Annotated in this window: 24 protein-coding genes and 1 tRNA gene; 11 read left to right on the top strand and 14 right to left on the bottom strand. The window is 72.2% G+C overall.

What is annotated here, in order from left to right:
* Positions 1-84 precede the first annotated feature (84 nt).
* From B085_RS0128045 to B085_RS0128055, 3 genes are all read left to right on the top strand, one after another.
* Complete coding sequence (locus B085_RS0128045; protein ID WP_018561934.1) at positions 85-1,011, top strand: phosphotransferase; 927 nt, start codon at positions 85-87, stop codon at positions 1,009-1,011.
* Positions 1,012-1,207: 196 nt separating this feature from the next.
* Positions 1,208-1,720 carry an aquaporin gene (locus tag B085_RS51050; RefSeq protein WP_078620094.1) on the top strand — a complete coding sequence of 171 codons (513 nt, stop codon included), beginning with the start codon at positions 1,208-1,210 and terminating at the stop codon, positions 1,718-1,720.
* Positions 1,721-1,736: 16 nt separating this feature from the next.
* Positions 1,737-2,726, top strand: coding sequence for a TDT family transporter (locus tag B085_RS0128055; protein ID WP_106435053.1), 990 nt, complete (start codon positions 1,737-1,739; stop codon positions 2,724-2,726).
* Between the two features lie 383 nt (positions 2,727-3,109).
* On the opposite strand, the gene B085_RS0128060 is transcribed toward B085_RS0128055, so the two are convergent.
* Complete coding sequence (locus tag B085_RS0128060; protein ID WP_018561937.1) at positions 3,110-3,991, bottom strand: NmrA family NAD(P)-binding protein; 882 nt, start codon at positions 3,989-3,991, stop codon at positions 3,110-3,112.
* A gap of 123 nt (positions 3,992-4,114) precedes the next feature.
* Here B085_RS0128060 and B085_RS44015 point away from each other — a divergent pair, with 123 nt between their 5' ends.
* Entirely contained in the window at positions 4,115-5,023 is a 909-nt protein-coding gene (locus B085_RS44015) for a LysR family transcriptional regulator (protein ID WP_037732611.1), read from the top strand.
* A 124-nt stretch (positions 5,024-5,147) separates the two neighbouring features.
* Here B085_RS44015 and B085_RS0128070 read toward each other — a convergent pair whose 3' ends face one another.
* Both B085_RS0128070 and B085_RS0128075 read right to left on the bottom strand, forming a co-directional pair.
* The gene (locus B085_RS0128070) at positions 5,148-5,747 is read right to left on the bottom strand and encodes a molybdopterin-dependent oxidoreductase (RefSeq protein ID WP_018561939.1); all 600 of its coding nucleotides are present in this window, start codon (positions 5,745-5,747) and stop codon (positions 5,148-5,150) included.
* A gap of 355 nt (positions 5,748-6,102) precedes the next feature.
* The gene (locus B085_RS0128075) at positions 6,103-7,176 is read right to left on the bottom strand and encodes a TDT family transporter (protein ID WP_018561940.1); all 1,074 of its coding nucleotides are present in this window, start codon (positions 7,174-7,176) and stop codon (positions 6,103-6,105) included.
* Between the two features lie 326 nt (positions 7,177-7,502).
* Between B085_RS0128075 and B085_RS0128080 the strand changes: the two genes are divergently transcribed.
* Both B085_RS0128080 and B085_RS0128085 read left to right on the top strand, forming a co-directional pair.
* Positions 7,503-10,445, top strand: coding sequence for a multifunctional oxoglutarate decarboxylase/oxoglutarate dehydrogenase thiamine pyrophosphate-binding subunit/dihydrolipoyllysine-residue succinyltransferase subunit (locus B085_RS0128080; protein ID WP_078620095.1), 2,943 nt, complete (start codon positions 7,503-7,505; stop codon positions 10,443-10,445).
* A 42-nt stretch (positions 10,446-10,487) separates the two neighbouring features.
* Positions 10,488-10,562: transfer RNA gene (locus tag B085_RS0128085), tRNA-Trp, on the top strand.
* A gap of 730 nt (positions 10,563-11,292) precedes the next feature.
* On the opposite strand, the gene B085_RS0128095 is transcribed toward B085_RS0128085, so the two are convergent.
* Entirely contained in the window at positions 11,293-12,327 is a 1,035-nt protein-coding gene (locus B085_RS0128095) for a GlxA family transcriptional regulator (RefSeq protein WP_078620096.1), read from the bottom strand.
* 177 nt (positions 12,328-12,504) lie between these two features.
* Positions 12,505-13,146: a TetR/AcrR family transcriptional regulator gene (locus B085_RS0128100; protein WP_018561944.1), complete on the bottom strand. Its 642-nt coding sequence runs from the start codon at positions 13,144-13,146 to the stop codon at positions 12,505-12,507.
* Positions 13,147-13,397: 251 nt separating this feature from the next.
* Here B085_RS0128100 and B085_RS0128105 point away from each other — a divergent pair, with 251 nt between their 5' ends.
* Positions 13,398-13,910 carry a DUF6884 domain-containing protein gene (locus B085_RS0128105; RefSeq protein WP_018561945.1) on the top strand — a complete coding sequence of 171 codons (513 nt, stop codon included), beginning with the start codon at positions 13,398-13,400 and terminating at the stop codon, positions 13,908-13,910.
* A 29-nt stretch (positions 13,911-13,939) separates the two neighbouring features.
* Here B085_RS0128105 and B085_RS0128110 read toward each other — a convergent pair whose 3' ends face one another.
* Positions 13,940-14,359, bottom strand: coding sequence for a cupin domain-containing protein (locus tag B085_RS0128110; protein ID WP_018561946.1), 420 nt, complete (start codon positions 14,357-14,359; stop codon positions 13,940-13,942).
* Positions 14,360-14,606: 247 nt separating this feature from the next.
* On the opposite strand from B085_RS0128110, the gene B085_RS0128115 reads away from it, so the two are divergent.
* On the top strand, positions 14,607-15,290 hold the full coding sequence (locus B085_RS0128115) for an acetate uptake transporter (RefSeq protein WP_018561947.1): 684 nt from the start codon (positions 14,607-14,609) through the stop codon (positions 15,288-15,290).
* Between the two features lie 229 nt (positions 15,291-15,519).
* On the opposite strand, the gene B085_RS0128120 is transcribed toward B085_RS0128115, so the two are convergent.
* The 4 genes from B085_RS0128120 to B085_RS49595 form a co-directional block, all read right to left on the bottom strand.
* Positions 15,520-15,723, bottom strand: a complete 204-nt coding sequence (locus B085_RS0128120; protein ID WP_018561948.1) for a cold-shock protein — start codon at positions 15,721-15,723, stop codon at positions 15,520-15,522.
* Positions 15,724-15,953: 230 nt separating this feature from the next.
* On the bottom strand, positions 15,954-16,178 hold the full coding sequence (locus B085_RS0128125; RefSeq protein WP_018561949.1) for a helix-turn-helix domain-containing protein: 225 nt from the start codon (positions 16,176-16,178) through the stop codon (positions 15,954-15,956).
* Positions 16,178-16,663, bottom strand: coding sequence for a DUF2975 domain-containing protein (locus B085_RS0128130; RefSeq protein ID WP_018561950.1), 486 nt, complete (start codon positions 16,661-16,663; stop codon positions 16,178-16,180). Before B085_RS0128130 ends, B085_RS0128125 begins: the two co-directional genes overlap by 1 nt.
* A 113-nt stretch (positions 16,664-16,776) precedes the next feature.
* Positions 16,777-17,865, bottom strand: coding sequence for a hypothetical protein (locus tag B085_RS49595; RefSeq protein WP_018561951.1), 1,089 nt, complete (start codon positions 17,863-17,865; stop codon positions 16,777-16,779).
* Positions 17,866-18,397: 532 nt separating this feature from the next.
* Between B085_RS49595 and B085_RS51060 the strand changes: the two genes are divergently transcribed.
* The 3 genes from B085_RS51060 to B085_RS0128155 all read left to right on the top strand — a co-directional run bounded on the left by B085_RS51060 (position 18,398) and on the right by B085_RS0128155 (position 21,171).
* Entirely contained in the window at positions 18,398-18,571 is a 174-nt protein-coding gene (locus B085_RS51060) for a hypothetical protein (RefSeq protein WP_018561953.1), read from the top strand.
* Positions 18,572-18,837: 266 nt separating this feature from the next.
* Complete coding sequence (locus B085_RS0128150; protein ID WP_018561954.1) at positions 18,838-20,418, top strand: molybdopterin-dependent oxidoreductase; 1,581 nt, start codon at positions 18,838-18,840, stop codon at positions 20,416-20,418.
* A gap of 93 nt (positions 20,419-20,511) precedes the next feature.
* Complete coding sequence (locus B085_RS0128155) at positions 20,512-21,171, top strand: fasciclin domain-containing protein (protein WP_018561955.1); 660 nt, start codon at positions 20,512-20,514, stop codon at positions 21,169-21,171.
* 249 nt (positions 21,172-21,420) lie between these two features.
* Here the strand turns inward: B085_RS0128155 and B085_RS0128160 are convergent, their stop codons facing one another.
* The 4 genes from B085_RS0128160 to B085_RS47420 all read right to left on the bottom strand — a co-directional run bounded on the left by B085_RS0128160 (position 21,421) and on the right by B085_RS47420 (position 24,094).
* On the bottom strand, positions 21,421-22,296 hold the full coding sequence (locus tag B085_RS0128160; protein ID WP_018561956.1) for an alpha/beta fold hydrolase: 876 nt from the start codon (positions 22,294-22,296) through the stop codon (positions 21,421-21,423).
* Between the two features lie 825 nt (positions 22,297-23,121).
* Positions 23,122-23,289, bottom strand: coding sequence for a hypothetical protein (locus B085_RS0128165; protein ID WP_018561957.1), 168 nt, complete (start codon positions 23,287-23,289; stop codon positions 23,122-23,124).
* A 217-nt stretch (positions 23,290-23,506) separates the two neighbouring features.
* Complete coding sequence (locus B085_RS44020; RefSeq protein WP_018561958.1) at positions 23,507-23,896, bottom strand: SRPBCC family protein; 390 nt, start codon at positions 23,894-23,896, stop codon at positions 23,507-23,509.
* 24 nt (positions 23,897-23,920) lie between these two features.
* On the bottom strand, positions 23,921-24,094 hold the full coding sequence (locus B085_RS47420; RefSeq protein WP_018561959.1) for a CsbD family protein: 174 nt from the start codon (positions 24,092-24,094) through the stop codon (positions 23,921-23,923).
* Between the last annotated feature and the right edge of the window lie 958 nt (positions 24,095-25,052).

Genomic DNA, 25,052 nt, shown 5'->3' on the forward strand with positions numbered 1-25,052 from the left:
CTTCACGCACCGATGATCAATGGTGGCGCCACCGCCTGTTAGTCGAGCCCACCAGCAAGATCACCGTCTACGGCTGGAGTACTGATGACCGACTTGCGGCAAGCCCACGATGCCGCTCGCGCGATCGCGGTAGCGACCCTCGGGCGCGACCCCGGCGTCATGACCACCGCTGAGAGCAGCTCCCATCACGTGTATGTCAGCTCGGACGTCGTCGTGAAGATCATCGATGCCGACGGCCACTCGCGACTGAACCGGGAGATCACGCTTGCGCCCCACCTGCCAGCCGGCCTGACGGCCCCTCTGCTCGGTAGCGGGCTTCACCGCCTGGGGACTCGAGCCGTTCGCTACGCCTGCTACGCCCGCGTGCCGGGGACGGCTCCCGGTATGGGCATGCCCGGCATCGACGGCGTGACCGCGCGCCTTTTGGCGGAGGAAGCAGTCCAGCGACTCAACGCACTGCACAGCTGGATGCCCACGGGCCACGCCGAACGCACGCTCAGAGAATCTCTCGACCACGGCGGGTTCACCAGCCGGGCCGCGCTCTTTGCCGAGGTTGAGAGCCTCGCCGTCCTGGACCAGCACGGAACCGTACCTCGCCGTCTGCTCGACGGCCTGACGGCGATCGCGGAGCGGGCACCGCTGCATGCACGAGCAGTTGTCCCGGTTCACGCGGACTGTCACTGGGACAACTGGCTCGCGTGCGACCAAAGCGTGACGGCCCTGCTGGACTTCGAATGGGCTCGCTTCGGCGAACCGGTCGATGACTGGTTCTTCCTGGCCCGCTTCAGCGGGCCGCACATGGAGACCGTACTCGACGTCATCGCCCGCGCGACGACGACCTCTCCGGAAACTCTCCGAGCAGAATGCGAGGTCCGCGAGGCGACCTACCTCGCTTCCGACCTCCGCACCGCGCTGGAACACCCTGATACCTCTGCGCAGATGGCTGCCGCGAGACTCCGTGAACTCGAGGAACTCATCGTAGGACGCTACTGGTGGCAACACACCCAGTGATACCAGCTGTGGCAAGCAATGAACGTCGGCCCATGCCACCGACCGCGCGTGTGCGAGCACGGTGTCGACCTTGCCCCGACGAACATGCCAACCATCCCGGCCCAGACTGACTGACACCACTGAAGATCACGATCTACGACTGGAGTACTAGCTAGGCCGTGTCGTGCGCCGAGGCTCGTCATATGCCCGCTCTCTCATGGGGCCGCCCCCCGGCAGCCGCGTCCGGACCAGAAGCGTGGCGTACCCCCGCTTCCCCCGCGGGCTGGCCCCCGTCATCGGCCTGTCGGTGGGGCTGGTGATCGCCACGCTCGGTCCGCTCAGCGGGGGCTCGGTCAACCCGGCCCGGCAGTTCGGTCCCGCGGTCCTCTCCGGCCGGACCACCGACTTCGTGAGCTACATGGTCGCGCCGGTCCTCGGAGCGGCACTCGGGGCAGGGCTCCACCGCTTGCCCCTCCGGCGCCGCGACCGCGTTCCCACCCGCGACCGCGTTCCCACGACGGCGGCGGCACCCGACGCGCCGAACGCGCCACGCGCCGCCCCTCCGGCGCCGCGGCCGGCGTCCGGCGTCCGGCACGACCCGGAGGTAGCCGGAGCGGAGTGCCCGCACGCGGCTGCGCACCCGCGGTCCGGGCGGCGTCCGGGCCCTACTCACCGCGCGGACGGCGTTGTGCGGCCGCCCGCCGGGGGAACCCACGGCGACAAACAGTGAGATAGTTGCCCGTACCATGACGAAGCGACCGATCCCCATGAACCTGTTCGGCATGCCCTTCGGTCTCGTCGGCCTGGCGGACGCCTGGCTGACCGCCGCCGACGCGGGTCGGGTGCCGCGAGGGGTGGGGGACGCGCTGCTGATCCTTTCGGCAGCCGTGTGGGTGGTGGTGACGGTCGCCTACCTGAACCACGCGCTGCGGAACCGCGCCCTGGTACGGGACCTGACCGACCAGGCGGCCGGGCCGTTCGCGTCCCTGTGCGTGATCGTCCCCATGGTGATCGCCGCCAACGGCCTGCACGCCCACGCGGCGACGGCCGGCCGGGTGGTGGTGGACGTGTTCCTCGTGCTCACCGTGCTGCTCGGCGCCTGGTTCACCGGCCAGTGGATCTACGGGCGGGTCGACGTCGACCGCTTCCACCCCGGCTACTTCCTGCCGACGGTCGCGGGCGGCCTGCTGGCCGCGGCGGCGGCGGGCACGGTGGGGCAGCAGCGGCTGGGCCGGGTGATGTTCGGCCTGGGCGCGGTCTGCTGGATGATCCTCGGCTCGGTGATCATGGGACGGCTGCTGTTCCGCCCGCTGCCGCCTCCGCCGCTGCTGCCGACGCTCGCGATCGAGGTCGCCCCCGCCGCCGTGGCCAGCCTCGCCTACTTCACGCTCTTCGACGACTCCATCGACGGCGTCGCGGCCTTCCTCGGCGGCTACGGTCTGCTGATGGTGCTGGCCCAACTGCGGCTGCTCCCCGCCTACCTGAGGCTGCCCTTCATGCCGAGCACCTGGGCGTTCACCTTCAGTTGGGCCGCGGTCGCCGCCGTCGCGATCCACTGGGTGGAGCGCCGGTACGCGCCCGGGGCGGGCGCCTACACCTATGCGCTCCTCGCCGCGATCACCGTACTCATCGGCGGCATCGCCCTGCGGACCCTGGTGGCGCTGGCCCGTCGCCAACTCCTGCCGCCTGCGCCGCCGCCGCGGGCGGCCGAGCCACAGGGCAGCGGCGCCGCCTGAGGCCCGGGGGCCGCGGTGGCGGTCCCGCGCAACGTGACACCCTCCCGACGGGCCGGGTCGCCCCCGTCCGCCGAACAGCACTGGCGCGACGGCGTACAGAGCCACCGGCCGACTCACGGGCGCGGCCGCGCGAGCGGCCGCAGCCCCGGTGCGGTCGGGGATACAGCGGTACGGGCAGGAGTTACCCGGGGTGCCGGAAGCCCTAGGTGTGCGGGTCTCCGGCAACGCCAGTCGTCCACCCCCTGGACGGCTCCGGCCCTGCCGTCGATGCCCTGAGACCCTGGTCCCGGAGCGGACAACCAGGCGGTGGACACGCAGACCGCCACCTTCGCCGTACGGACCGCTGCGCTCGCGCGCTACGCCGGAGGCCGATCAGCGCGACGTCAGGACCGGACGGCCGGCTCGAGGTTGTCCTGGCACCACTGGCGGAAGCCGGTGACGGTGACAGAGCCCGGGTTGCCGGGTTCGGCGTCGTAGATCCCGTTGTTCTGCGCCTCGACCATGTCCGCCATGTCCTGCGCCAGCGCCGGGCTCGCGCCGCGCCGCATCATCGCGGCCCGGAAGTCCGCGAGCGGGACCTGGTGATAGCGGACGGTGCGGCCCACCGTGTCGGAGATGACCTCGGCCATGGCGTCGGGGGTCAGACGGTCGGGTCCGGCCAGGGGAACGCGGGCCTGCCCGCTCCAGGAGGTGTCCAGGAGGAGCGCGGCCGCGGCGGCGGCGGCGTCCCGGGTGGCGACGGTCGGCAGCGTCCGGTCTGCGGCGTTCGCCATGGAGAACGTCCCGTGTTCCTTGATCGTCGAAGCCTGGAGGAGCAGGTTCTCCATGAAGAACGGCAGCGCCAGCGCCCGGTAGGGAACGCCTCCGGCTTCGAACAGCTCGTCCATGGCCAGCGCGGCCGACAGCAGTCCCGCCTCGCCCTGGTATCCGCGGCCCAGGGAGGTGACGCCCACCACCCGCACGCCCCGGCTCGCGGCTTCCCGGCAGGCGGACCGGGTGAACTCCAGGTAGTAGCGCCTGGCGTTGTCGGCATCGCGAAATCCGGCCGGGGGCACGAGCCAGAACAGCCGGTCGGCGCCATCGAGCGCCTTCGTGATCGTGTCGGCGTCGCCGTGGGAGCCCTGCACCACCTCGGCCTGCGCGCGCACCTGCGCCGACAGCCGGGACGGGTCACGGACGATCACACGGACCGCCTCGCCGCGATCCAGGACGCGGCCCACGACCTGTCGGCCGATATCACCGGTCGGTGTGGTGATGACGATCATGAATTCCTCCACGGAAGACGGTCGGCGGCGGAAGCCCGGGGGGCTTTCCGATCGCCTCCGAGTCAACCTGGCGCGAAGGTGCGGGTGAAGGACCGATCCGGGCGCCATTGATACCCTGGAGGTATGAATGATCTTGAGGTGCGGCAGCTGCGGTACTTCGTCGCGGTCGCGGAGGAGCTGCACTTCGGGCGCGCCGCCGCGAGGTTGGGCATGGCGCAGCCCCCGCTGTCCCGGGCCATCAGGGAGACCGAGCGGCAGCTCGGTGTGGCGCTGTTCCGACGGACCACCCGGCAGGTAGAGCTCACCGCGGCCGGGCAGGTCCTGCTGCGCGATGCCCGCACCGCCCTGGAAGCGGTCACCGCCGCCGCCCACCGGGCCCGGCAGGCGGGCCGTACGTCGCCGCGGCTGCGGGTCGCTCTCAAGGCCGACGTCGACGGCGGACTGCTGCCGCAAGTCCTGGACACCTACAGCGCCGACGACGCGTCCTTGCCGCCCGAGCTGGTCCTCGGAGGGTTCGGCGAGCAGCCGCAGGCACTGCGCGACGGCCTCGCTGACGTGGGACTCGTGCTCTGCCCCTTCGACAGCCGCGGCCTGGACAGCGAGCCGCTGCTGACAGAGCCGGTCCTGGTCGCCCTGGCCGCCGCCGACCCGTTGGCCGCCCGGACCAGGCTGTGCCTGGACGACCTGGCCGGCCGCAAGCTCCCCGACGGCTCCCCGGCCGGGCACGGCCGACCCACCGAGCACACCCCTCAGCCCGGGGCGACACGGCCGGCGACGAACCTGTCGGAGATCTTCAGTCTCGTCGAGACCGGCAGCATCGTGTTCTTCGCACCCGCCTCGGTAGCCCGGCGGCACCCGCGACCCGGCATCTCCTATCGGCCGGTCAGCGACCTCCCGGACGCCACCCTGGCCGTCGCCTGGCCGCAGGACGCACGCTCACCGGCCGTCGCCGCCTTCGTGCGCGCCGCCTGCAGCGTCGCAGCCGCGCAGTATGGTCCGGTAGAACCCCTCGTGCGGAGCGCCGGCACCTGAGCCGCGTCCGCCTCGGCCTGGTGCCAGCGACCCTGCCCTCCCGGAGCACCGGCGACTCCGGGCGCCCCTCGTCGAACTCGACCTGAGCGACCGCGTCCAGTCCTGGCCGAACAGACGCAGGGGGCTACGGTGGGTCGTTCCACCGGCGCTGCTCACGCCAGGGGTCACCGTAGTTGTGGTAACCCCCGGATTCCCAGAAGCCCGGCTCGTCATGGGTGGTCAGGTCCAGGCCGCGTACCCACTTGGCCGACTTCCAGAGGTACAGGTGCGGCATCAGCAGGCGGGCAGGACCGCCGTGTTCAGGTGCCAGCGCGTAGCCCTCATAGGTGTGGACGATCCACGCGTTGAGAAGGTCCTCCAGGGGAAAGTTGGCGCTGTAGCCACCATAGGAGTGCGCTCTCGCGTAGTGGCCGGTCGTGTCCACGTTCTCGAGGAACGCCTCGATCGGCACCCCGCGCCACCGGGTGTCGAACTTCGACCAGCGGGTCACGCAGTGGATGTCGGTCGTGATGTCGTCCTGCGGCATTGCCATCATCTCGTCCCACGTCCAGGACCGCTTTTCGCCCTGTTCCGTGGTGAGGGTGAAGGTCCATTCCTCGGGCGGAATCCGGGGAGTGGGGCCGGTCGAGAGCACGGGGAACGACTCGGTCGGGTACTGGCCCGGCGGCAGCCGGTCCGACAGGGGGTGAGCCCTGCCGCGGAATCCGGGTGAGAAGGAAGCCACGCTGTCATCCGCCTTGTCCGATGTGCGCCACGCGAGGGCAGGCAGATCCCTCAGTCCAGTGTCGGACGGCGAGGGCCGAGCGACCACTCGGCGGGAAGAGGGAACCGTGCAGGCGGCCGGGGGCCGCGCCTCTCACGTCGAGGGGGCACGCACCCACCGGCTTGGGCAGCTCTTCCGCCAGGGCGTCCACCTGACCGGCGCCCCCTGCCCGCTGCGGCACGCCGGATCCCTACGCCCGGCAGACCGACCCGGGGGCTGCGAACGCCTCACGGCCGGGACCCCAGGGATCCTCCGCCTGGAGGCCGCGCGCCCGCCCCGGGACCGGCGCCTCCCCGGGCCCTTCCCGCGTCCGGGCTCACCGCCTGCCGAGGTGTACCGCGCTGTGGCGCAGCGAGCGCCAGGTCACCACCGCCCAGGCCGCGACGAGCAGGACGTAGAGCGCGACGGCGGTCCAGACGAAGAGCTGGGACCCGGTTCGGGTGGCGAGGACACCGGTCCCGGTGACGCACGCGCCCAGCGGGAAGATGAAGGACCACCAGCTGGGCGCGAACGGCAGGCCCGACCGCAACTGCCGTACGGTGAGCGCCGCGGCGAGCACCAGCCACAGCGTCGCGAAGCCCCACAGCCCGATCCCGCCCAGCAGCGCGAAGGCCGCCGCGCCCCGCGCGGACGGTGCGGGCAGCGCGCTCGGCGCCGCCGTCGCCAGGGTGCCCATCGCCGTCACCGCCTGGTCGATCGCGCCCAGGCCGATCCACACCGTGGGCACCACGGCCCCCGTGGGTGCGTCGTGGTGGACCAGGCGGCTGTAGACCATCGCCAGCACCAGCAGGACCGCCACCAGGCCGAGCCCGAGCATCGCGTAGCAGGCGAGCAGCAGGGCCAGCCGCGGCTGGCCGGCGGGGGCGTGCGGGACGAGCAGTGCGCCCGTCGCGGCGGAGACCAGCGGCGGCACCACCGGCAGCAGCCAGCCGCCGAAGGCTGCGTCAGGGGCGAAGCGGTGGCGGGTGACCATCAGGTACGGCACCGCGCAGGCCGTGGCGAGGCCGAGTGCGGTGCCCAGTGACCACAGCACCCAGTCGACGGTCAGGGCCGTGCGGTCGCCGAGCACCCGCCCGCCGAGCAGCAGTGCCCCGGCGCCCACGGTGAGCAGCGCCATCGGCAGGGCGCCGAGGAACTGCGCCTGCGTCGGGTCGGTCGCGTGCGAGCGCAGCGACCGCTGCCGGACGTACGCGCCGGCGAGGAGCACCAGGAGCAGCGCCGCACCCGCCCAGACCACGGTGGCCGCGTCGCGCAGCCACGGCGAGCTGCGCGGCAGCGTCGCGGCGGCGTTGGCGACGATCCCGGTACCCATGACGGCGGCGAACCAGCCGGGCGTCAGGTGCGGACGCCGCGTCCCGGTCGTCGCGGGCCGCCGCTGACGCACGTGCATGGCGTGCCGAGGTCCCGGCTCCCTTCGGGGCAGGAGGGTCCGGGTGTCGCTGGGGTGGGGTGTCACGGCGGAGAACGCTTCTTCCTCGGATCGGTGTGCACCGCGGCATCGGCAGACCGGCACGCCCGCCCGTCAGCTCACGGACCGCGGCCGAAGCCGTCGGCTCGTTGGCCCTACGACGTTACGGTGCCGCCCGGCTCCCACGGCATCACAGCGTGTGCCACGCCGCCCTCACATCAGGACCCCGGCCTCTCGCGCCGGGGCGGAATCCGGGGCGGGGCAGGCGGAGGGCGCGGTGAAAGGTCCTGATATGACGCCTGCCCGGCATGTCCCGCCCTCCGCTTCGGGCCCGCACCGGCCTAGCGTCGAAGGTGCCACACGGTCAGCGGTGCGCTGCCCCCTCCGACTCGTGGAGGGGACGCTCCCCCGCCGGGAGCGATGCGCCGGACGACGAGGCCCTTGCGACCGCGCCCTCCATCGGCTGCCCCGAACGAGGAAAGAAGGCGATCCACCCAGTGGCGTCGACATCCAGCGCCGAAGGGCCCGCACTGCACGGGCCTGAGTTCGGACTCAACGAATGGCTCGTGGACGAGCAGTACGAACGCTACCTGCACGATCCCGGATCGGTCGACGAGGAGTGGAGGGACTTCTTCGTCTCCCCGGCTTCCGCGGCGGGCCGGCAGGAGCACCCGGGCGCACCGGCCTCGGACACGAACCCGCGGGAGGCCGCGATCAAGGCCGTCCGCGTGGCCGCGCTCATCCATGCCCACCGCGTCCGCGGGCACTTGGCGGCCGACATCGACCCGCTCTCCGCCGCGCCGGGGTCCGGTCATCCGGAGCTCGACATCACGGCCTTCGGGCTGGGCGAGGAGGACCTGGAGGCGGAGTTCGCCGTCGACGGCTTCGCCGGGCGGTCCACGATGACCCTGCGCGGCGTGCTGGACGTCCTGCGTACCGCCTACCGCGGGACGGTGGGCGCCGAGTACATGCACATCCAGGCCTTCGAGGAGCGCCGCTGGGTGCAGGAACGGATCGAGGCGCCCTCGCGGCGGCTGGACCGGGCCGACCAGTTGCAGGTCCTCTACCGGCTGGGAGCGGCGGAGGCCTTCGAGACGTTCCTGCAGACCAAGTACGTCGGCCAGAAGCGGTACTCGCTGGAAGGCGGCGAGTCGGCGATCGTGCTGCTCGACGCCCTGCTGCAGCGCTGCGTCGGGCACGGGGTGGGGGAGGCGGTCATCGGGATGGCGCACCGCGGCCGGCTGAACGTGCTGGCCAACATCGTCGGCAAGTCGTACCGCGACGTCTTCCACGAGTTCGAGGACGCCGCGGACATCCTGTCGGCGCAGGGCTCCGGCGACGTGAAGTACCACCTCGGCGCGGAGGGGACGTACCGCACCCTGGACGGCGGCGCGATCCCCGTCTCCGTGGTGGCGAACCCCTCGCACCTGGAGATCGTCGGGCCGGTGGCCGAGGGCGTCGTGCGGGCCAAGCAGGACCTGGCCGACGGCGAGGGCGGCGAGGTGTTCTCCGTCCTGCCGGTCGTCGTCCACGGCGATGCCGCCTTCGCCGGGCAGGGAGTGGTCGCCGAGACGCTGAACATGTCGCAGCTGCCCGGCTACCGCACCGGCGGCACGGTGCACGTCGTCATCAACAACCAGCTCGGTTTCACGACCGCGCCCGCCAGCGGCCGTTCCGGCACCTACGCCACCGCCGTGGCGCGGACGGTCGAGGCACCGATCTTCCACGTCAACGCGGACGACCCCGAGGCGGTCGTCCGGATCGCGCGGCTGGCCTTCGACTACCGCCGGACGTTCCACAAGGACGTCGTCATCGACCTGGTCTGCTACCGGCGCCACGGGCACAGCGAGGTCGACGACCCGTCCATCACCCAGCCGGCCATGTACGACCGCATCGACGCACGGCCCTCGGTGCGCAAGCTGTACGCCCAGTCGCTGGTGGACCGCGGGGAAATCGACGAACGGCAGGTGGAGGGCGCCCTGCGGGACTACCGGGAGCGGCTGGACCGGGCCTTCGCCGAGACGCGCGCCCTGCCGGTGCCCGGCCCGCGGAAGCCCGCCGGCCCCGCGGCCGTCCCGCGGGACGGCACGCCCCCTCCTGTGCCGACCGCCGTCACGGAGGCGGCCGCGCGGCACGTCATCGCCTCCCAGACGGCGCAGCCCCCGGACTTCACCGTGCACCCGCGCGTCCTGCCGCAGCTCCGCAGGCGCACCGCGATGCCGGACGCCGGCACCATCGACTGGGCCACGGCCGAAACCCTGGCGATCGGCTCCCTGCTGATGGAGGGGGTGCCGGTGCGGCTGTTGGGACAGGACTCCCGCCGCGGCACGTTCGGCCAGCGGCACGCGGTGCTCACCGACCGGCGCACCGGCGCGGAGCACACCCCGCTGAACGCCCTCGGCCCGGGCGCCGCGGGCTTCTCCCCCTACGACTCGATGCTGTCCGAGATGGCGGCCCTGGCCTTCGAGTACGGATACTCGCTGGAGCGGCCCGACGCGCTGGTGCTGTGGGAGGCCCAGTTCGGCGACTTCGCCAACGGCGCGCAGAGCGTCGTCGACGAGTACATCGCGTCGTCCGAACAGAAGTGGGGCGAGCGCTCCGGGGTCACTCTGCTGCTGCCGCACGGTCTGGAGGGGCAGGGACCCGACCACTCCTCGGGCAGGATCGAGCGGTTCCTCCAGCTGTGCGCGCAGGGCAACATGACCGTCGCCGTCCCGACGCTGCCCGGCAACTACTTCCATCTGCTCAGGCAGCAGGCGCTCGGGGAGCGCAGGAGGCCGCTGGTCGTGTTCACCCCCAAGTCGATGCTGCGGCTGAAGGAGGCCACCTCCGCGCTGGCGGACTTCACCACCGGCTCCTTCCGTCCGGTCCTGCCGGACGGGGCGGTCGACGCTGCCGGGGTCCGGCGCGTACTGCTGTGCTCGGGGAAGGTGTTCTACGACCTGGACGCGTACCGGAGGGACGCCGGCTTGCGGGACACGGCGATCGTGCGGCTGGAGCGCCTGTATCCGTTCCCGGACGCCGAACTCGGCGCGGAGCTCGCCCGGTTCCCCGCCGACGCCGAGGTGCGGTGGGTGCAGGAGGAGGCCGAGAACCAGGGCGCGTGGTCCTTCGTCAGGCACCGGGTGGAGCACCTGGCGGACCGCCCGCTCGGGCGGATCAGCCGGCCGTCCGCCTCGGCCCCGGCGGTGGGCTCCGCACGGCGGCACGCCGCAGAGCAGCGGGAACTCGTGGAGGCGGCCTTCCGCTGATGGCCGGCTCCCCGTCCGGGGCTACCATGTCGCACCGGACGGGGAGCCGTAGCGCAGAGGCAGTCGCGCGCGGTCTCCACAATCGCGAGGACGCCGGTTCGAGTCCGGTCGGTTTCGCCCTCCCGCTCCTTGGACCGCTCTCGGAAGCGGAGGGCGGAACCGAGCCCGTGTGGTCGGCGGCGTCCATGCGTGGTGTGCCCCGCACAGCACGGCGCCGAGAGCGATCGGGCCGGTCAGGCCCGCAGGATGTTGCGGAGGATGGCGGTGGTCGGGGCCGGTTCGGGTCCCAGGACCTGGACCGCCGGGAGCGCCCCATCGGTGATGGGGGCGATGAGAAGAGTGTGGCCGGCTCGGCGGGGTGCCCGGCGGATCGGGGCCGCCCTGTCCAGCACGGGATCCCCCCGCCGGGTCCCGCCCCGGCGGCCGTCACTGGTGAGAGCGCACGGTGCGGGCGTCGCGAGGCCGATCGGCACGGCGCGGGCCGGAACGTGGCGGAGCGCGCGTGGAGCGCCGGCCATCTCGTCCCGGCGCCGGCTGCCGCAGGGCGTCGGTCGCAGACGACACCGTGGACCGCACCGGCCGCCACCTCTTCCTGCGCCGCGGGCACCACCACCGGATCGGCCGCGGTCTCCGGCGGCTCGGCGTGGTGTGCACGGCGCCGATCTGCTCGTCCGCGCAGCGGCGGCGCAGCCGCACCGCGGGCCACGGCGACGCGCGCCGCGCCACTTCCTCATCGGCGGTGACCGGCATCGCGGTCCGATCCGGGCCGGACCTTTGCCGGGTCGGCAGGGCGACGCCATCGATGCCGGGGCCCCGGCGTGCTCGTCCGCTTGGGTGGCCCGCCCCCTCAGGAGGAGTGACGTGCCGGCACGGTCTCGGACTCCCGCACGCCCGAGGTGCCCGGGCCGGTCGTCCGGAAGCCGGCCCGGAACGCTGCCGGCGTCACACCCAGGTGGCGTACGAACGCCCTGCGCAGCGACTCGGGTGAGCCGAAGCCCGCGCGCCGCGCCACGACGGCCATGGGGTCGTCACCGGTCTCCAGCATCGCCTGCGCGGCCTCCAGCCTGACCTCCTCCACGTACCGGCCGGGACTCGTGCCCACCTCGTCGTAGAAGAGCCGCGTGACGTGCCGCACGCTGACGCCCGCCCGGCGGGCCATCGCCGACAGCGAGTGGTTGTCCCCGGGGTTCTCCGCGACCGAGTCCAGGACCCCGCGGAGCATCTCCTGACGCGGCTGCGGAAGCCTCGACCGGGCGCTGAACTGGGACTGGCCGCCCGGTCGTTGCATGAAGACGACCATGTCCTTGGCCACCGCGCGGGCGACCTCCGCCCCGTGGTGCTCCTCGACGAGGGCCAGCGACAGGTCGATTCCGGCGGTGACTCCGGCCGAGGTCATCATCTTCCCGTCGCGCACGAAAATGGCGTCGGGGTCGACGTCCACGGACGGGTAGCGCAGGCCCAGTTCGCGCGTCTGCCGCCAGTGGGTCGCCGCCCGCCGGCCGTCCAGGAGCCCGGCCGCGGCCAGCAGGAAGGCGCCCGTGCAGACCGATGCCGTGCAGTGGGCCTTCCCGCTCAGTTCCCGTACGGTGTCGAGCAGCGCGTCGTCCTTGATCACGGTCTCCCACTCCGGGCCGCCCGGGATCACCAGGACGTCGCAGGAGTCACGTACGTCGTCGAGGGACAGGTCGACGCCGAGACGCGTCCCGGCGGCGGTGACCACCTCCGCACCGTCCTCGGACACGACCTGCACCCGATACGCTCCGCCCCATTCGTTCGCCGACGCGAAGACCTCGATGGGGCCCGTCACATCGAGCAGGCGCACCCCCGGGAAGACGAACACCCTCACCGTGAGCGGACCCGCTCCAGGGCGCTTGTGCACCATCAGCCACCTCTCGGTCGTGCGGCGCGCGAACGCTCGCCGCGGCGCGTCACCCCAATCCCCCGAGCCACACCGGACCCAGGGCCGCTCCCCGGCCCTCCACCCCTCATCGTGCGCCCGCCGCCGGCTCCGATGCCACGACCGGCCGGCTCCCTCCTGAGAGGCTGAACCTCCCAGTCGTCACACCGGCACCGCGGGTACGAGGTCTCCCGCGCCGGACGCCTGCGGGCAGCGGGCACCCAGCAGGGCAAGGCAGTTGACCCACAAGGGGCCGAGTCGCGCCGCGTCGTCGTACAGCTTGGCGAACAGGACCCGTCCCTCGAGCTGGGCCATCACGGACCGGGCGGCCTCGCGCGGGTCCGAGACGCTCACCTCACCCCGCCGCCGGGCCTCGCTGACGACCGACTCGACCATGCCGACCTGTGCCTCGAAGATCTCGCGCAACCGTTGACGGACGGCTTCGGTCTGTTCACCCGTCTCCACCGCGAGGTTGGCGAACATGCAGCCCGCGACGGTGCCGCGATCCGGTCGTCCGTCACGCTGCGGGACGCCCGTGGCCTCGAACAGCGCCCGCAGGCGCGGCAGGGGCTCCGCGCCGCTGCCGAGAAGGCGGAGCCAGACGCGCCGTTGCGCGGCCCAGTGCGCGTCGAGGACGCTGAGCGCGAGTGCCTCCTTGGAGGCGAAGAAGTAGTGGAAACTGCCCCTGGGCACCCCGGCGGCCCTGCAGATCTCCGCCAGACCCAGCGCCGAGTATCCGCGCTGGTCGAACAGCGAGTGGGCAGCGCGCAGAATCTTCTCTCCGGCATCACTGGTGTGTCCCATGACGCCGACTATACGACCGGTCGCCTAAGGAAAGCGGAAGGCGAACCTGACTCCGGAGCGATGGCACCGGGGCCGAACTCGCCACCAGAGCAGCCCGGTTGACGGACCGTCCGCCGCATGGTGCCCTCCCGTCCACTCGACGGCACGTCCACATCTGAGGGCTCGATGTCCTCCGATGCCGCCACGGGGGCCGTCCCCGGCCGCGTTCCACCTTCACGGACAGGACCGCCACACGCCCCGGAAGGAACCACATGACTTCGACACGGAACACCAGCGGCCTCCGACCGGAACTGGTCGTCGTCCCCTGCGGCGTTCGCAAACTTGACCACCGGGCCAGGGCGGCCGACATGTACACGGGCAGCTACCACCGGGCGTGCCGAAGGGCGGCCGAGGCACTGCACCCCGACCGGCTCATGATCCTCTCCGCCCACTACGGCCTGCTGGACCTCGACGACGAGATCGAGCCCTACGACACCCCGCACGGACACGCCGAAGCGGTGACCGCCGCCCTCCTCCACACGCAGGCGGCCGATCTGCGGATCACCGGACTCGACCCCGTCGTCGTCCTCGGCGGTGCCCGTCACGTCGCTCTGGCCAGGACCCTGTGGCCGCACGCCCGGACCCCGTTGGACGGAACGAAGGGCATGGGCGAGCAGTTCGCACGTCTGGCGGCGATGGCACGCGCGGCCGGTACGCCCTCCCTCGACACGGCAAGGGCGGGCGATGTGCGGCGTGCCATCGCGCGGCGCCGGCTGAACGGCTGATGCCGACGGGGTCGGCGCGACGTGGGCGCTCAGGCCGCCCGCGGATCGTCCGCGGGGTCGACGTACTCCAGGGAGATCGGACCGATCGCCGTGACCTGCGTGACGTACTGGCCGGACTTCGCCCAGTGGAAGTGCGAGGTCCCGCCCGGCAGCACGATGACGGCCCCGGGCGGATACGCCCGCAGCCTCTCCTCGTCGAAGGCGTCGCCGAGGCCGACGTAGAAGACGCCCGAGACGACCAGGTAGACCCGGTCCTCCGTGTGCCGGTGAGGCATCAGCCTCTCGCCCGAGGGCAGCTTGACCCTGACGACATAGGGAGCGGGCTCGGACGGGTTCCCCACGACGACGGCCAGGCGCGCCGCCGGCGGGAACGCCGGAAACGGCTGCCAGTCGAGGTCCTGAGGAAGGATCGACCTGAACACCTCCTGTCCGGGCTGGTGCGTGAGCATGCGCGTGCCTCCCGTCCGCGAGGTGCCGGCTCGGACCGGCCCCGCTCTCCATGGTGCCCTCGGCTCCGCGGGGGTGCGATCCCGCACCGGACGAGGCGCCGCCCGGACACCGACCGCCAGTGACCGCGACGGTGCCGCCGAGCGCCTTTGGGCCATCAGGACTGGAGCGATGCGCCACGCGAAGGAGCGAGCGCGGTTCCCTGATCGCCGGTGCCATCCTGCCGAGGTCGCCTACACAGGAGTCGCCATGTCCGCACCCCCCGCCCGTGCCGTCGCCGACCCCGCTCCGCTGGGACTGGCCGCCTTCGGGGCCACGACCCTGATGGTCAGCTTGTTCAACGCCGGAGTCCGGCCGGAGCTGGCCGCCGCGGTCTTCCCGACCGCCTTCCTCTTCGGCGGCGTCATCCAGCTGGTGGCCGGCGTCTTCGAACTCAAACAGGGGGGAACCTTCGGCGGCACGGCGTTCTCCGCCTTCGGCGCGTTCTGGATGGCCTACGCCGTCTACGGCCACTTCGTCGAACCGACGTTGCCGCCCGGCCAAGCACACCTGGCCACGGGGATGTTCGCGCTGCCCTGGACGATCATCTCCTTCTACCTGACCGTCGCGACCCTGCGGACCACCGGCGTCCTGCTCGCCCTCTTCGGGAGCGCCACGACGACGCTCACCGTCCTCACCATCGCCGAGTTCGTGGACTCCGACCCCGCGAGGCGGATCGGCGGGGCCACCGGACTCGTCACCGCGGCCCTCGCCCTGTACGCGTCCTTCGCCGGTGTGATCAACACGACCTGGGGACGGCACATGATCCCGACCTTCCCCGACCCCGGCAAACGCCTCGCCCGCCTCGGGCACCGGAAGCACCGCCCCGTGTCCGTCACCTCCTCCACCGGCGAACGGGAGATCTCGCACGCCCAGGCGCGGCCGGAAGGCTGACGGGAGGCCGTGCCTGAGGCCTGCCGGCGCGCACAACTCCTAGGCGTCGCTCCGGCGGACGCCGGGTCAGCTGCTGCGAGCGCTCCCACCGACGGCGGCCGAGTTCCGGATCCCGGGCCTGGTCCGAGGGCCCGAGGGCGGTACCGATCGCGATCGGTACCGCCCTCGGGCCTGCAAGCAGCCGCCGTCGCTGGGTGCGACGGCGGGATCACGCCTGCGTTTGCGTCGGTCAGCCGCGGACGATGTTCTCCGCCTGCGGGCCCTTCTGCCCCTGGGTCACGTCGAACGTGACGTGCTCACCCTCCTGCAGCTCGCGGTAGCCGTTGCCCGAGATGTTGGAGTAGTGGGCGAAGACGTCCGGCCCGCCCCCGTCCTGTGCGATGAAGCCGAAGCCCTTCTCCGAGTTGAACCACTTCACGACGCCAGATGCCACTGTGTTCGTCCCTCACATGCTGCTGATGCCGGCGCACCGCCTGGTGCGCCGTCGGACCCCTTTGCTGGGCCCCGGCTTTACTTACCCGATAACCCACCCCCGGCGCCAGTGATTACGGGCGCGTCCCGCGTGTCGTTCCGGCGGTGGCCCGCGGCCGGGCCACCGGTGCGACCCGTCCGCGGGGTGCCGATCGCGGTCGCCAGGCGACCTCACGCCCGCCCTCGGGCACGTCATCCCTCCACGGTGCCGCCCTCGCTCTCCCAGCGCAGCAGGTCGCCCGGCTGGCACTCCAGGACCTCGCAGAGCGCCGCGAGCGTCGCGAAGCGCACCGCCTTGGCGCGGCCGTTCTTGAGCACCGCCAGGTTGGCGGGGGTGATCCCGACGCGGTCCGCGAGTTCGCCCACGGACATCTTCCGCCTGGCCAGCATCACGTCGATGTCGACGGCGATCGGCATCAGATCACCTCGTCCAGCTCGGCCCGCAGCTGCGACGCCTCGACGTCGCGCGCGACGGCCTGGGCGAGCAGCATCCGCAGCACGAGCACGAGGAGCGCGACCCCCAGGATGGCCACGCCGATGCCGGCCATGATGACGGTGACGCCCGGGTCTTCACTCTGGCCGGGCGCGTTGATGGCCGTGACCGCGAACCACACGAGGGCGGCCGTGACGATCGCGCCGATCACGACGTCCACGTACCGGAAGGCGGCGTGGGAGAACACGGTGCCGCGTCGCACCATCGTCACCAGCCGCCATACGCAGACCAGGGCGACCTGGGCCGACACCATGCCCAGGATCGTGACCAGGCGCAGCGGGGTCAGCGGGAGCGACCCGTCCTCCGGGTCGTTCGCCAGCGCCCACACCATCCCCACCTGTACGAACACGGTGCCGGCGAGCACCACCACGAGGACGGCACGCAACGCCCACACTGTCAGCTTTCCCATGACCCCATCCCTACATCGAGTTACGATGGGAATCTATCGAATCTCGATAGGTGAGGCAAGGTCGGAAGCAGCCGGCGGTTGAGCGGCCGGTTCCCCACCGCGACCGGGGGCGGTCAGGCCGTCCCGGCGTACCGCTCCCCGGCGAACGCCCGCAGCACCGGCACGACCGCCTCCGCGCCGCCCGGCAGCCGGTCCACCCGGTCCAGGACGTAGGCCCGGTGGCCGTCGACCAGGAGGCTGGGCTCCTCCTGCCCGTAGGCGCCCGGCAACGGCCACACCGTCAGGCAGGGACGGGGGTCGAGGCCGCTCGGATGCGACCCGACCGTGACGGTGGCTATCTGCGCCCACCGGAAGTAGCTCTCCTCACCGGCCACCTCGCGCATGCCGATGCCGCTGGGTCCGATCCGCAGCCGAAGCGGCTTGCGCAGTCGGACATGAGAGGAAGCGGTCTGAATCCAGCAGACGATCGCCGCGAGCAACGCCACCGTGACGGGGATCCCGGTCCCCGCGTCGTAGTCGGCCTGCTCGGGGTGGAGGACCAGGTACAGCACGAGCGAGCCGAACACCGCGCTGCACGCCAGCGCCGACAACGCCCAGGTGGCCGTCCGGCGGCCGGCGCCGTCGTCGGCGGTGAAGACCCGCTCCCCGCCGGGCACGCCGGGCCGGGGGCCCTCGACGGCCACCGGGATCGGCGCTCGCACGGCGCGCGGCGCCGTCTCGAAGTGGGCGCCGCCGTGCTCGGCGAGCGCGGCGGTGAGCTCCCGGACGCTCTGGTCCAGGTCCGCGCACTTCACCAGGGTGTAGCGGGTCCGCGCGTCCGCGGTGCGGTCGCGCCGGCGCGGCAGTGTCACGCCCGGCGCCGTCCAGAGCATCAGCCGCGGCTCGGGCGCCGCGCTCTCACTGTTCGGTGCGGCATAGTGCCACAGGGCTGCCGCGTCGATCTGCTCCCAGGACAGCTCGGCGTCGTGCAAGGTGATCCCGAACTCGTCGATCCGCAGCCGGAACGGCCGCCGTGCATCACGCAGGTCCCTCCACCCGTGCCAGACCGCCACCACGGCCAGGGCCCCCACGGACACCGGGCCGATGACTTCGCCGCCGCGTGGCCCGAGCAGCCAGACGAGTGCGCCCGCCAGGACGACGAGCCCCCAGAACGTCCACCGCTTCCCTCGTCTTCGCAGCGTGCGCCCGACCGTGAACTCCATTGCGCCGAACCCCCCCTTTGTCGTTCTTCGCCGGTTCCATGATGTGGCCCCTCACCAGCATCTTCCGGGCCCGCGGATGGGGTGGTTGCTCTTCCGTGACGTCCTGGGGACATCGGCCCCCTGCCGCCCCTCCCCCGCCTCCGTCCGTTCACCGCCCCGCCGCCTCGCGTGCGACAACCCCCGGGGTGCCTTCCGGCTCGGGTCGGGCGCGGCGGTCACACCTCCGCTCCGCCCTCCCCCACGAGGCGGCGTCGAGAACCGCGCACGCCTGCTGCTGGAGATCGGCGACGCGCACACCGCCGAGCGGCGGCCGGACGACGACATCGACAGCGCCTGGGGGCCCGCAAGCGCTACCCGGGCCGCCTGATCGCGACCGGCCGCTACGGACGCGAGGAGGCCCTGCGCGCCGGCGAGAGCGGAAGCGTCGACGCCGTGGGCTTCGGGCGCGACTTCATCGCCAACCCCGACCTGCCCGAGCGCCTTGCCCGCGACGCGGAGCCGCGCGAGGCGCTGCGGCCCGCCTTCTTCGGTGGTGACGATCGCGGCTACCCGGAAGTACCCCTCCCTCGATGCCCAGCGCCTTCTGTCCGAACTGCGCGAGGGACGGCTGGCGCCGGTGCCAGGCCTGGAGCTGAACTCCGCGGCGCCGCCGGACACATGGCACCTGGCCTGGACCCAGCGGCGCCACGGGGCCGCCCGGGGCTGAATCGCCCGGGACCGACCCGCCCGGGACTGACCCGCGCGGCCGTCGCACCCGGACGGGGCGCCCGAGGGGGCGTGCCGTCCGGGCGTATGCCGGCGGGCGCCGACTGCACGACTGAGGTACCTCGAAACCGAGTCGAGACGTCTCGACGAGCACGAGCCCTTCTTCCAGTGCGTCTCGGCCAGGCCCTCCCCCGTCCGTCGGCGCGGGGTCTTCACTCTTCTGGGTGATGCACCAATCTGGGGCCGCCCTGGCGGCGAATACCTCACGTGAAGAACTTCAGCAAGCAGCGACTGACACGCGGTGGACTCGGCGCGGTGTCCGGTCTGTTGGCTGCGTTCGCCGCCCTCGCGGTGGCGGAGGTGGTCGCCGGGGTGGGGCGGCCGCAGGCCGGGCCGGTGCTCGCGGTGGGCGGGGCGGCGATCGACCGTACCCCCGCCGCCGTGAAGGACTGGGCGATCCGGTCGTTCGGCAGCGACGACAAGCTGGTGCTGCAACTGGGCATCCTCCTCGTCCTGGTCGCCCTGGCCGTCGCCTTGGGTTTGCTGAGCCTTCGGCACCGGTCGGCGGGAGCGATCGGCGTTCTCCTGTCCGGTGTCGTCGGTGCGGTGGCAGCACTGACCCGGCCGGACACCGGCGGTGTGCCGGATGTACTGCCGTCCTTGGCGGGAGCGGCAGTCGGGGGCTTGCTGCTGTACGTCCTCACCGGGCGCCTGGCCCTCGCGTCCGGCCCTGCGCCGGATACGGCGGAGGCTCCCGGCTGGGACCGGCGTGGTTTCCTGACGGCCGCGGCTGCCGCTGCCGCCACCTCCACAGCCGCAGGAGCGCTCGGGCGCGGTCTGACGTCGTCCGACGGCAGGGAGGCGGTGGCTTCCCGCGCGGCCGTCGCACTGCCCGCGCCGGCGTCGCCCGCAACCCCGGTGCCGCGTGGGGCGACACTGCGCTTCCCCGGCGTCAGTCCGTTCGTCACGTCCAACGAGTCCTTCTACCGGGTGGACACCGCGCTGGTCGTGCCGAAGGTGGACGCCGACCGGTGGCGGTTGCGCATCCACGGGAAGAGCGTCGTCGCGCCCCTGGACCTGACCTTCCGGGATTTGTTGCGACGGGAGCTGATCGAGCGGGACATCACGCTGACCTGCGTCTCCAACGAGGTCGGCGGCCCGTACGTCGGCAATGCCCGGTGGATCGGAGTGCGTTTGCACGACCTGCTGCGTGAGGCGGGTGTGCGGCCGCCGTCACAGGGCGGTCCGGCGGATCAGCTGGTGTCCCGGTCGGTGGACGGGATGACCATCGGGACGCCGGTCGAGGATGTCATGGACGGCCGCGACGCGATGCTCGCGGTCGGCATGAACGGTGAACCGCTGCCGCTCGAGCACGGCTTCCCGGTCCGCATGGTCGTTCCCGGCCTGTACGGATACGTCTCGGCGTGCAAATGGATCCAGGACATCGAACTGACCACCTTCGAGGCCTACGACCCGTACTGGGTGAAACGGAACTGGGCACGCCAAGCCCCCGTCAAGACCCAGGCCCGCATCGACACGCCCAAGCCGTTCGCCCGCCCAAAGGCCGGGACGGTGAACGTCGCGGGCGTCGCCTGGGCTCAGCACCGGGGCATCGACCGCGTCGAGATTCAGGTCGACGACGGACCGTGGAAGGACGCCGACCTCGCCGCGCAGGCCGGTCCGGACACATGGCGCCTGTGGTCCTGGTCCTGGAAGGCCGCGCCGGGACCCCACACTCTCACCGTCCGCGCCACTGACGGCGCCGGCCGGGTCCAGACCGCGGATCGTGCCCGCACCGTCCCCGACGGGGCCAGCGGCCGGCATTCGGTGGTGATCAACGTGGACTGACCAAGTGGCCGTTGACGCCCGCCCGGCAACCCGTCGGCTCGCCGAGCCGGCATTCCCCAGAAGCAGAAGCAGAAGCAGCCAAGGAGAAACCTGATGAACACCCTGCGCCTTCGCCGTGCCGCCATCGCGGCGACCGCTGCCGCCGTACTGCCGTTCGCACTTACCGCCTGCGGCGACGACGGCAAGGACAACGCCTCCGGCGCCTCGTCCAGCGCCGCTCCGTCCAACGCCGCCGAGGACGGCTCCGCAGGTGCGGACCCTGGCGACTCGACGGCCATGGACAAGCCCTTCGGGACCGCGTGTTCCGCGGTGCCCGAGGACGGCGCCGGCAGCTTCGACGGAATGGCCAAGGACCCCGTGGCGACGGCCGCGTCCAACAACCCGGTACTGTCCACACTGGTGGCGGCCGTGAAGAAGGCCGGTCTGGTGGACACCCTGAACAACGCCCAAGGCATCACCGTCTTCGCGCCCACCAACGATGCCTTCGCGAAGATCCCCAAGGCCGACCTCGACAAGGTCCTCAATGACAAGGCCACCCTCACAAAGATCCTGACCTACCACGTCGTCGGGCAGAAGCTCGCGCCCGCCCAACTGGCGAACGGCTCTTTCGCGACCCTGGAGAAGGGCAAGGTCACCACCTCCGGCACCGGTGAGGACTACACCGTCAACGACACCTCGCGTGTGGTGTGCGGCAACGTCCCCACCGCCAACGCCACCGTCTACATCGTCGACACCGTCCTGATGCCGAAGTAGCCGGCGTTGCCCCGGGCCGGTCATGAACATCGGCCGGCCCGGGGGGACACCGTAGACAGCGCCGGTGAAAGGACGACGGGACGACGGCTGTGTGCGTTCGGGATCCGCACGCACCTTCACCGGCGCCCTGATCCGCCCCGATCGCGGCCATGAGCACGGCGTCGCCGCGCTCATGGCCGCCGCATGGTTCCGCACCGCGCGAGGCGTCCCGGCCTCCCCCATAGGAAGGACACCGGGACAGCGGGTGGGTCAGCGCGTGGCCGCCGCGGCCTTCTCGATGAGGCGCGTCACGACCCCGGGGTCGGTCACGTGGACGGCGTGCGGGCCGTCGACCTCGGAGGTGCGGGCGCGGGCGCGCGCCGCCATGAACCGCTCGGCCGCCGCGGGTATCGTCCGGTCGCCGCGGGCGACGAGGTACCAGGAGGGGATGGTCTTCCAGGCCGGGGCCTGCGCGGCGGGCTCGCCGACCGCCTGTGCGGTGATGGGGCGCTGCGTGACGGCGAGCACGGCGGCCTTGCTCCTGCTGACGCGGTCGCTCAGGAAGACGTCGCGGAACTTGTCGGGCTTGATGTAGAGGTCGACGCCCGTGCCGCCGTCCGCCTGCGTGAAGGGGACGGCGTTCAGGGCGGTCGGCACGGGGGCGTTCGGGTCGTCGCTGAGGTGGCTGCCGGGGAACCTGCCCACCAGGTCGGCGATGCTCTCGCCCTTGTCGGGAGCGAATGCGGCGACGTAGACGAGGGCCTTGACGTCGGCGTTGCCGGTGGCCGCACCGGTGATGACGGCGCCGCCGTAGGAGTGGCCGACCAGGACCACCGGGCCCTTGATCGTCCTGAGGTAGTCGGCCAGGTAGGCGGCGTCGCCGGCCAGGCCGCGCAGGGGTGTCGCGGGGGCGGCGACCGGGTACCCGTCGGCCTGCAGGCGCTTGGCGACACCGGTCCAGCCGGCGGAGTCCGCCCAGGCGCCGTGGACGAGGACGACGGTCGGCTTGGGCGCGGGCTTGCCCGCCGGCTTCGTGTGCCGCTCCTGGGTGGCGGACGCGGTCGTGGCCAGTCCGGCGGCCAGGGCGAGGCCTACCGCGCCGACGACGGCGAGACGGACACGGCGGACGGGGCGGCGGTGGGACATCGATTCTCCAACGGTGATGCGGGCGCAGCGGTGGACTCAGGATGCAGAAAGAACGTTCTTTCTACCGAGAATCTAGTGCGGAGTCCTCGCCGCAGGCAACGCGGTGCGGCGAGCACTGGGTCACATCACGGAGAGTGCCTGTTCCCCTCGCAGGGGAATCCACCGGAAGCCGTCCCCCTGCGTTCTGCGACCGACCGGTCAGCTGGGACCGATCTCGTCGTCGGCGAACCAGTTCCCGTGGAGACCGAAGGGCACACTGTCCGAGCACTACGGGAGCCGTGTCGTGGTCGGGCGCGGGAGCGCGGTCACCGTCCCGCGCCCCGCTTCACACCGCCGCCGCAGGGCCCGACGACCTCGGCGGCCGTCACAGAACCGTGAGCTGTCCGGTCTCAACGTACGCAGGCCGGCCCGGAGCCGGAAGTCCGTGCCGGTGCCCGGTCGGCCTGCACCCGGGCACGGGGGCCTTGGGGTCCGCGTCTCGTGGGCCGCGGCCGCCCCCAGCGGAGCCGCCGGGCGCCCGCCCCACGGCGGTGGGGCGGGCGTCTGGTCCCCGAGCTTCATGCGGTGTCGCGGGACGCCGGCCGGAACGGGCCGCCGAGTAAGGTCCGTGGCCATGGCGACCGAACAGCTGTCCCCCGAGCCCTGAACCGGGCCGGCGGTGAAGTGCCTCGGGGGGACGGCTCGCCGGGGAGGTCCGCGCTGATTCCGAACGCGATACCGGCGAGCCGCCTCCGGTACGTCTACCCGCAACGCGGCCGGACAGCGCGAAGGGTGGGGTCCGCGGCCGCATCGCGAACCCCACCCTGGCTGGTGGGAGGTATCAGCTCACCATCGGTACCAACGACGGCGCCCGCCGCCTTCGGCCGCTCGGAAGACGAACCCGAGGAGCCACACCACCAGCACGATGATGGCGATCCACCACAGCGCCTTGAGGGCGAACCCCGCACCGAAGAGGATCAGCGCCAGCAACAGGACCAAAAGCAAGGGGACCATTGTGTTTACCTCCTGACCACGCGTCTGCCCCGGCGACTCGTCGCCATGCGTGACCTTCTGCGGGGATGTGGCGTCGAACTACCGCGGCTGGTCGTCCGCCACGGCTCCCGTGATCATGGGGAACCCGGAGCGGCCTTAACTGGGAAAGGAGCTGCCGCGTCATGCTGAGGTCCCGGACACCCGACGGTGTCCGGGACCTGCGGGTCGGGAGTGTCCCCTACACCTCGCCGCGCCAGGAACCGCTTTCCATGCCGCGGGCCTCGATGTACGCCTTGAAGCGCTTGAGGTCGCCCTTGGCCTGGCGCCTGACGACGCCGAGCTTGTCGGCCACNGTNNCGGCCACGCCGTGCGGCTCGTGGTCGAGCTGCAGCATCACCTTGGTGTGCCGGTCGTCCAGGCGGTGGAAGGTGACCACCCCCGCCTGGTGCACGTCACCGCCGACCGTGGCCCAGGCGACCCTCTCGTCGGGGATCTGCTCGCTGATCCGGGCGTCGAACTCGCGCGTGACGCCGTCGACCTTGGCGACCCAGTGCGTCAGGGTCGGTGTGCGCTGCTCGATCCGCTCTCGGCACGCGTGTGGGGCAGCCCCGAAAAGGCCGCCCCACACGCTGAACCGTCCGGATGCCGGTGGTCAGTCCCGGCCGATGTCCTTGATCTTCTCCTTGGCCTGGCGGGCGTCGCCCTTGGCCTGCTCCATGCGACCCTCGGCGGTCAGCCGCTCGTTGCCCACGGCCTCCCCGGCGGTCTTCTTGGCCTTGCCGACGGCCTGCTCGGTCTTCGCCTTGGCCTTCTCGTCCGCGGCCATGCTGATCACCTTCCTGCCATCGAGATCATGTTCCGTGACTACGTCTGACCGCTGGGCCGTGTCCCAAACACCCGACGGCCGCGGCACGCAGATGTGGAGTGACCGGGTCCAGCGAGGGTAGGCGGACCGCTGCGCCGAAGGCGCTGGTGAACGCGGCTACGTGGAGGGTTGCTGACATGGGGATCGCAGTGGCCGGTGAGAGTGTCACGGCGGAGCGGGAATCGGGCTCCGCGATGGTGCCGCCCGAGACGGTGGACAGCATGACGCCGCTCGACATCCGACAGGTCTCCAAGGCGATGTTCACCCGGCTGCAGGCCCTCGAAGAGGGCACTGCGGACTACCAGTACGTGCGCAACACGCCCATCGAGCCCTGGCCCTCCAGTAGCCGACGCCGGTCCGCGCGGCCATCCGGCACGGAGGGGACGGACGCCGGTCACCGGCAGCTCACTTCGGACGTTCCGGTGCCCGGTCCCGGCCGGCCCTTCCCCGGGGCCCGGCCGGGCGCGGGTCAGCGGCGAACCGGCTCGAGCGGTGCCCGCGGGCGTGTACGGCGACGACACCCGGGCCGACAGCGCGTACGTACCGGAGCGCGGGACGTCCACGTCGTACGTCAGCCACTCACCTCCGGCGTCCCGCCACTGGCCCCGGTGCGCGACGGTGAGGATCTTGGGGTTCGAGCCGTGGTCGAGCACGTCCCGGTAGGCGCGGACGGCGGCCGTGCTCCCGGACCGTCCCGGGCCTCCGAAGATGTACGAGGTGCCGTTCCCGCTCCGGCCGGCGGCGAGGCCGATGCCCGCCGCGGGACGGTCGTCGGCGAACCCGGTGAAGCCGGCCACCACCACCAGAGCGGCGGCAACTCCGATGAGGCCTTGGATAGTTGCTCTGTGCATGGCCCGGAGAGCAGGAAGACGGTGGGGAGGGACAGGGCACGCCGCACACCGCGTCGGGGTCCGCACAC

Source organism: Streptomyces sp. BoleA5 (genome assembly GCF_000373665.1).
In the GTDB taxonomy this organism is placed as follows: domain Bacteria; phylum Actinomycetota; class Actinomycetes; order Streptomycetales; family Streptomycetaceae; genus Actinacidiphila.